Annotated in this window: 6 protein-coding genes; 2 read left to right on the top strand and 4 right to left on the bottom strand. The window is 69.8% G+C overall.

Going from position 1 to position 6,840, the window contains the following annotated elements; genetic code table 11:
• Positions 1 to 659, bottom strand: a 659-nt coding sequence (rpsB, locus tag Q0C81_RS13930; protein WP_291839073.1) for a 30S ribosomal protein S2, incomplete at its 3' end; no start/stop codon positions are given.
• A gap of 216 nt (positions 660 to 875) precedes the next feature.
• On the opposite strand from rpsB, the gene Q0C81_RS13935 reads away from it, so the two are divergent.
• The gene (locus tag Q0C81_RS13935) at positions 876 to 1,367 is read left to right on the top strand and encodes a hypothetical protein (protein WP_291839076.1); all 492 of its coding nucleotides are present in this window, start codon (positions 876 to 878) and stop codon (positions 1,365 to 1,367) included.
• On the opposite strand, the gene Q0C81_RS13940 is transcribed toward Q0C81_RS13935, so the two are convergent.
• The 3 genes from Q0C81_RS13940 to hrpB all read right to left on the bottom strand — a co-directional run bounded on the left by Q0C81_RS13940 (position 1,364) and on the right by hrpB (position 5,454).
• Positions 1,364 to 2,023: a hypothetical protein gene (locus Q0C81_RS13940; RefSeq protein ID WP_291839079.1), complete on the bottom strand. Its 660-nt coding sequence runs from the start codon at positions 2,021 to 2,023 to the stop codon at positions 1,364 to 1,366. The genes Q0C81_RS13935 and Q0C81_RS13940 overlap by 4 nt on opposite strands.
• Positions 2,024 to 2,135: 112 nt before the next feature.
• Positions 2,136 to 2,819 (bottom strand): hypothetical protein, encoded by a 684-nt coding sequence (locus Q0C81_RS13945; RefSeq protein ID WP_291839082.1) that lies wholly within the window; start codon positions 2,817 to 2,819, stop codon positions 2,136 to 2,138.
• A gap of 196 nt (positions 2,820 to 3,015) precedes the next feature.
• Positions 3,016 to 5,454 (bottom strand): ATP-dependent helicase HrpB, encoded by a 2,439-nt coding sequence (gene hrpB / locus Q0C81_RS13950; RefSeq protein ID WP_291839085.1) that lies wholly within the window; start codon positions 5,452 to 5,454, stop codon positions 3,016 to 3,018.
• Positions 5,455 to 5,641: 187 nt separating this feature from the next.
• Here hrpB and Q0C81_RS13955 point away from each other — a divergent pair.
• A partial coding sequence (locus tag Q0C81_RS13955) for an amino acid permease (protein WP_291839088.1) occupies positions 5,642 to 6,840 on the top strand: 1,199 nt, incomplete at its 3' end.

A 6,840-nucleotide genomic window follows, 5' to 3' on the forward strand; every position in this document is an offset into this window, starting at 1 on the left:
TCGGCGATCAGGTCGCAGTACAGCTGCAGGGCGCGGGCGGCGTCGTCGTTACCCGGGATCGGGTAGGTGATGCCGTCCGGATCGCAGTTGGTGTCCAGGATGGCGATGATCGGGATGTTCAGCTTGCGGGCTTCCTGGATCGCGATCGCTTCCTTGTTGGTGTCGATCACGAACATGATGTCGGGGATGCCGCCCATGTCCTTGATGCCGCCCAGCGAGGCGTCCAGCTTGTCACGCTCGCGCTGCAGGCTCAGCAGCTCGCGCTTGACGCGGCCTTCGCCGCCGGATTCCAGCAGGCTGTCCAGCTCGCGCAGGCGGGCGATCGAACCCGAGACGGTCTTCCAGTTGGTCAGCGTGCCGCCGAGCCAACGGTTGTTCATGTAGTACTGGGCGCAACGCTTGGCGGCTTCGGCCACCGGGTCCGACGCCTGGCGCTTGGTGCCGACGAACAGGACGCGACCGCCCTTGGCGGCGACGTTGCGGATCTCGACCAGCGCCTGGTGCAGCAGCGGCATGGTCTGCGACAGGTCGATGATGTGGATGTTCGAGCGGGCGCCGAAGATGTAGCGGTCCATCTTCGGGTTCCAGCGGTGCGTCTGGTGACCGAAGTGAGCGCCGGCTTCGAGCAGCGAACGCATGGAGAATTCAGGCAGAGCCATGATCGGGTGTTCCTTTTTCCGATAGACGTTGCGTGGGCGTTTTAAAGATCCGGACGGACCCTCGGAATGGAGCGGTCGGGGATGTCTCCCCCGGCTGCGCCACGCCCACGTGCGAAGTGCGCGGGCCAAATAGGCGGGATGGGCCGAAATAGCAAGCATGGACGGCGTCCGGAGGTTCGATCATCCTGCCCGTTCGCTTTCCGAGGGGCCTGTAGAATGCGAAATCCGATCATCGCGGCGGTCGCCGCCGTCCTGCTGTTCGCGTCGCCGGCCGTCGCGCAGAGCGACCTGGAGGCGCGCCGCGCCGCCGCCCATGCGCTGATCGACGCCTCGCTTGCGAGCTTCCTCAATGACAGTGCTCCGAACCAGCGGGCCCAGCTGGCGGCGCTGCCCGGAATCAAACCGAGCGAGCGGGCGGCCCTGAACAAGGCGTTCGACGAGGGTTTCCCCGCCATGGTCCGCGAAGCCCAGGATTTCGCCGCCAACGCCGTGGCGGACGAATGGCCGCTGGAGCAGTTGCAGGATCCGTCCAATGTGGACGAGGCGCGGCTTGACGCCCTGATCGCGCGCATGGAGCCGACGATGACGGCCGTGGGAGAGCGTTTCGCCTTCAAGGTCGTCCAGACCGGCTGCTCGGCCGACGCCGAACCCTCGGTCGCCTGCACCCGGATACTGACGGCAATTCGCGGTAGAGAAGCCGCGCGCTAGTCCGGATGGCGCTCCAGCCGGATGTCCCGGACCGCGGTCCAGGTTCCGTCCGGCGTCCGGTCCAGCCGCACGATCCCCGATCCGCCCCGCCCCTCCTGCCGGGCGCGATAGGCGGCGTCGACGCCGAACTCGCCGTCGAAGACCACGTCATCGATGTAATAGGGCCGCCGCCCCGGTTCCCGCAGGAACAGGTGCACATGGGCAGGCATGGTCATGTCCGGATAGGGCGCGGGCTTGATGGTGTCGAAGGCGTACCGTCCCTGGGCGTCGGAGCGCACCCAGCCGCGCAGGCGGCCGTGACGCCGGCTCCAGGTCGTTTCCGTCGTCCCGTTCGCATAGAGGCCGGCGGCGTTGGTGTGGTGGGCGTAGATGACCACGCCTTCGACGGGGGCAGCACCGTCGGCGGCCAGGACCCGGCCGGTCAGCCGCATCCGTTCGCCCGGCTCGTTAGGGCCGGCCAGGCGGAGGCTTGGCGGCAGGCCGGAAGGCTCGCGCTCCGACACCGCCTCGCAGCCTTCGCAGGCGTAGAGGTTGGGGCGGACCTGGGCATTCCCGGACGGCGGTTCTTCGGCCCGGGTCTCGGCCGAGCGACTGCCGCAGGCGCAGACGACGAGCGCCCCGCCGAACAGGCTGAGACCGAACGCGCGTCTGTCCATGGCTCTGTCTCCACCGCTCCGGCGGCGACGATACGCCCGAAGCGCGATCCGGGAAAACGGCGTTTCGCCGCATGGACGGCTGCTGAAAGGCCGCCCAGGCCGGTTCCTTCGCCTAGCCGTCATCCTCGACGGGATAGTACTCGAGGCCGTTTCCGACCTGTTCGATGGTCAGGAGCGGGCCGGCCGGCAGGGTGGACCAGACCGCCGGCGGATCCTTGTCCACGTCGATGGTCGACCGCACCGTGCTGACACGCCGCGTCAGGAAGTTGACGCTGCGGTCCAGGGTGGCGCCGGTGTTGCGGCTGACCTCGGCGTAGTCGTGTCCGATCAGGCGCAGGGCGCCGTCTCGCCAGCGGAAGCGCGAGACCGAATTCCACATGGTCCAGCCGCCGGCCGACGCGAAGTAGTGCAGCGGGATCGACAGCGTCCCGTTGCGGATCTCCGGAGCGCTTTCCAGCACGTCCTCCAGCGCCGGTTCGAGGGGGCGCGGGATGAAGGTGTGGTTCCGCACCACGAGATCATAACCGCCGTCCCGGGCCAGGCCCACGATCAGGAGGCGGGGGTTGGTATCCAGCGTGTCCGCTCCGAAACCGTCATTCCGGACCCGGTTGACCGGGTCGTGCTGCTTCAGGACAAGGACCACGTCCGCGGCGCCGTCGCCGTTCAGGTCGCCCGCGACGCGATGTTCGATCCGCCAGCCCTCCGGCGCCAGGGCGGCCGGATCGCTGAAGCGGGACGGCAGGGGCGGATAGACGGCGGGCGGGACGCCGAGGGGGTTGTCGTCACCGACGGGCACGACTGCGCCCGCCAAGACTTGCGGCGGCGTCGGCGAGGCGGGAGCCTGGCGGGCGGTCGGCGGAACCGGCGCGCGCGGAGCATCGGGCGCATCGGTCGGCTGTCCGCAGGCCGCGAGGAGCAGACAGGCGGCTGTCGCAAGACTTGGTTTCATGAGGGGCCCCTTTCGGCCACCCTGCAGCACTTCCGGGCCGCCGTCACGTCCCGCGCGGCTTGACCCGGTTGGTCGGCGCGGCGACGGACGGGTCTTCCGGCCAGGGGTGGCGCGGGTAGCGGCCGCGCATGTCGGCGCGCACGTCCTTCCATGAGCCGGCCCAGAAGCCCGGCAGGTCCTTGGTCATCTGGATCGGCCGTCGCGCGGGCGACAGCAGAGCCAAGGTCAGCGGCGTGCCGCGCCCCACGGTCGGATGGACCTTGACCCCGAACAGCTCCTGCACCCGGATATCGACGCGCGGACCGCCTTCGGCGGCGTAGTCGATGGACGCCGAGCCCAGCGGCGTCTCCAGCCGTTCGGGCGCGAGATCGTTCAGGGCGCGCTGGCGATCCCACGGAATGAGGGTGCGCAGGCCGTCGGCCAGGGCGCCGTCCGGGATGGCCGTCAGCGACTGGACACTGTCCAGCAGGGGCCAGAGCCAGGTCTCGCGCTGATCATGCAGCCCTTCGTCAGACACGTCCGGCCAGCCGTCGTCGAAGGTGCGCAGGAAGGCGAGGCGCGCGCGCAGGGCCGAGGCGCGCTCGCCCCAGCGGATCGCCTTGAGCCCGTCGGTCTCGGCCTCGGTCTTCAGGGCGGCGGCGACGGCCTTGCGGTCGGGCGCGCCCATCAGCTTCTCATCGACCACGATGGCCCCGATCCGGCGGATGCGCTTCAGCACCATCCGGCCGGAGGGTTCGCGGGTCAGCCGGTCCTCGACCTCGAGGCGATGATCCAGCGCGGCGGGATCGACCGGGGCGGCCAGGCGGATGCGGTCGCGGGCGTCCCCTCCCCCGAGTTCGGCCACCGCCAGCCAGGCTTCGCGGGCCATGACGTCGGTGGGGTCCAGGAACGCGCCGCGGCCCGAGGCCAACAGGAATTCGCCGGGCTTGCCCCGCGCCTTGGCCACCCGCTCGGGGAAGGCCTCGGCCAGCAGGGCCCCGGGATCGGCGTCGCCGCCCTTCCCGCCTCCCGCCGCCTTCGCCCAGCGCTCGACCAGCTTCATGGCGTCGCGGGCGCGCGGCGAGCGATCGCGTTCCAGCCCCTTCAGCCGCTCGGACAGGTCGACGCCATTTCCGCCCAGACCCGGTTCGCTGAGCACGGCGGCGATGCGGGCGCCCAGGTCGGCGTCTTCCTGATCGCTGGCTACGGCGACCATGTGCGCCAGCCGGGGCGACAGGGGGATGCGGGTCAGGCGCCGCCCGTGCTCGGTCAGGCCGCCGTCGGGGTCCAGCGCGTCCAGCCGCTGCAGCACCTTGCGCGCCTCGGCGAAGGCGCCGGCGGGGGGCGGGTCCAGCAAGGCCAGCCCCTCCGGCGAGCGCGCGCCCCAGCGGGCCAGATCCAGCGCGAACGCGGTCAGGTCAGCCTCAAGGATTTCCGGCCGCTGGTGCGCCACCAGTCCCCGCGTCTGTTCCTCGTCCCAAAGGCGGTAGCAGACGCCCGGCTCGACCCGGCCCGCGCGGCCCCTGCGCTGTTCGGCGGAAGACCGGCTGACCTTGACGGTCGCCAGCCGGGTCAGGCCGCTGGAGGGTTCGAAGCGGGGCACGCGGGACAGGCCGCCGTCGATGACCACGCGCACGCCCTCGATGGTCAGGCTGGTCTCGGCGACCGAGGTGGCCAGCACGATCTTGCGGCGTCTGGCGACGGCTGGTTCGATGGCGCGGTCCTGCTCGCCCTTGTCCAGCGCGCCATACAGGGGGACGACGTCGGCGTTGGCGGGCAGGCGCTCGCCCAGAGCTCGGGCGACGCGATGGATCTCACCCTGTCCCGGCAGGAAGACGAGGATGGAGCCGGTCTCCTCTGCCAGCGCCTGGCGCACGGCGCGGGCGACGGCGTCCTCGAACCGTTCAGCGGCGCCGCGGCCCAGATAGCGGGTCTCGACCGGGAACATCCGGCCCTCGGCCTCGATCACCGGCGCCCATTCCCCCAAAGAATTGGCCAGAAGCTTCGACACTCCGGCGATGTCCAGCGTCGCCGACATGACCAGCAGCCGCAGGTCCTCGCGCAGCAGCCCCTGCGCCTCCCGCGCCAGCGCCAGGCCGAGGTCGGCGTCCAGGCTGCGTTCGTGGAATTCGTCGAAAAGCACCGCGCCGACCCCGTCCAGCGCCGGGTCGTCCAGAATCATGCGGGTGAAGACGCCCTCGGTGATGACCTCGATGCGGGTCTTCGGCCCGATGCGACTCTGCAGACGGGTGCGGTAGCCGACGATTCCGCCCGCCTGTTCGCCCAGCGAGGCGGCCATGCGGTCGGCGGCGGCGCGTGCGGCGAGGCGTCGCGGTTCCAAGACCAGCACCCGCCCCTCGCCCAGCCACGGCTGATCCAGCAGGGTCAGAGGCACGACCGTGGTCTTGCCCGCGCCCGGCGGGGCGGCCAGCACGGCGGCGTTGCTCTGCGCCAGCGCGGCCTTCAGCGGCTCAAGAACGGCGTGGATGGGAAGCGTCGTCATGCGGCTCAGTAGCGCAATGCGCGAGGAGCGCGCCAAGAAAGCTGCGGTCTAGCGGCAACGAGGCAGGTCATCAAAGCGTCGCGACAGGTTCACGCTTCGGAAACCGCGTTGCCACTGGCCCTTCACCCCGCTAGCGTCCGCGCCAAAGCAGCGAGAGGGCTGCTAAATAAGTCGGAGGGGTAATCTTATGTGGCGCGTTAAATCGCTCGACGCGATTCTGGCCACGGCCGAGAAGAAGTCGCTTCATCGGTCGCTCGGCCCGGTTCAACTGACCCTGTTGGGGGTCGGCGCGATCATCGGCACCGGGATCTTCGTACTCACCGCGGCCGCCTCGCAGAAGGCCGGCCCGGGCATGATGTACAGCTTCATCATCGCCGGCGCCGTCTGCGCCGTCGCCGCGCTCTGCTACTCGGAACTGGCCGCGATGGCTCCGGTTTCCGGTTCGGCCTACACCTATACCTACGCCGTGATGGGCGAACTGCTGGCCTGGACGGTCGGCTGGGCGCTGATCCTGGAATATGCGGTGGCCGCATCCGCCGTGTCGGTCGGGTGGTCCGGCTATGTATTGGGGCTGATCGAGAACGCGCTCCATTTCGACTGGCCTGACAAACTTCAGGCCGGACCGGTCTGGACGATGAACGGCTTCATCCCGACGCCAGACTTCTCGGCGGGGCTCATCAACGTGCCGGCGATCGTCGTCGCCCTGGCCGTGACCCTGCTGCTGATGATCGGCACCACGGAAAGCGCCCGCGTCAACGCCATCCTGGTGGCCATCAAGGTCGCCGCCCTGACCGCCTTCATCGTGCTGACCCTGCCGGTCATCAAATCCGGCAACTTCCAGCCCTTCGCGCCGAACGGCTGGTTCGGACCGGCAGGCACCACGGGCATGGGCATCGTCGGCGCCGCGGCGTCGATCTTCTTCGCCTACGTCGGCTTCGACGCGGTCTCGACCGCCGCCGAAGAGACCAAGAACCCGCAGCGCAACGTGCCGATCGGCCTGATCGGCTCGCTGGCCATCTGCACCATCTTCTATCTGCTGGTCGCGGCCGGCGCGGTCGGGGCCATCGGCGCCCAACTGGTGCTCGGCGCCGACGGTCACGCCGTCCAGCCGGGGTCGCCCGCCTTCACCGCCGCCTGCGCCCTGGCCCAGAACTCCAGCCAGCTGGTCTGCTCGAACGAGGCCTTGGCCCACGTCCTGCGCGAGATCAACTTCCCGGCCGTCGGCAACGCCCTGGGCATCGCCGCCATGCTGGCCCTGCCTTCGGTCATCCTGATGATGATCTACGGCCAGACCCGCATCTTCTTCGTGATGGCGCGCGACGGCCTGCTGCCGGAGAGCTTCGCCAAGGTTCACCCGAAGTGGAAGACGCCCTACATCGTCACCCT

Source organism: Brevundimonas sp. (assembly GCF_023259385.1).
Taxonomy (GTDB): Bacteria; Pseudomonadota; Alphaproteobacteria; order Caulobacterales; family Caulobacteraceae; genus Brevundimonas.